1 protein-coding gene is annotated in these 888 nt (G+C 24.3%); it reads left to right on the top strand.

Translation table 11 applies throughout. The features are described from left to right. Nucleotides 1-11: 11 nt before the first annotated feature. On the top strand, nucleotides 12-888 hold an 877-nt coding region (locus AVBRAN12640_RS09865; protein WP_336613008.1), incomplete at its 3' end, for a hypothetical protein.

The raw sequence follows: 888 nt of genomic DNA, 5'->3' as shown, positions 1-888 counted from the left end.
TAAGGAACTTTATGAAAATAGATATCTCGCAAGTAAAAAATACTGCTATTGCTAGGAAAAGTGATATAAAAATTAAAGAATTAAACACTCTTGATATAAATAAATTAAATGCAAGTATTAATTCAAATTCTTTTAGCTTTAAGACAAATAAAGAGCAAAATTACAATGTATTTTTTAGACTTGATAAAGATAATATCGGGGTAAAGCTTAGTGAAAATAATATTAATAGATTAAAAGAATTTTTTAATGAAGATAATTTTATTGATACTAATAAAGGAATTATTTTAGATAAAGACGCAGCGTCTTATGTAGTGGGTTGGTTTGCTGATACGGCATATACAAGAAATTATCTTGCAGCCGATAAAGACAATGATGGAGAAATTACGGCTTTAGAAGCTTGGAATTTGTTTGACTTAGTTAATGTAAATTATGAATTATTACAAGATAAAAATAAAGAATATTTCCTAAAGGCAACAAATATAGATGAAACTTATGATTCAAATAGAATAGCTCATAGTATTGAAGGTAAGTCTGATTTAAGTGAGGCATTAGATATTATAATTGATATGGACAAAGACTTAGATGGCAAAGTTACAGCGGGTGAATATTGGAATGTGGAAGATAAAGATTATATAAATGAGTTTGGGATTGTATATGATGATGAAAATCACTCTTTTATGAGTATTCCACATAAAAAAATTAAATTTAATATAGCAGAAGAAGAGCTTAAGAGATTAAAAGAACAAATTAAACTTAATAATATAATTGCAAAACTTAAAAAATCACAATCTTTAGATAATAACGAAAAAGAAATATTACAAAAATTTAATATCCAAAATATAAGTAATGAATTAAAAATAAGTGAAGATAAATTAAAAGATTTAATTA

The sequence above is a fragment of the Campylobacter sp. RM12640 genome (assembly GCF_020137595.1).
Classification (GTDB): Bacteria; Campylobacterota; Campylobacteria; order Campylobacterales; family Campylobacteraceae; genus Campylobacter_E.
Note: the sequence above shows the minus strand (reverse complement) of the source record. Positions and strands in the feature narration are given on the sequence as shown.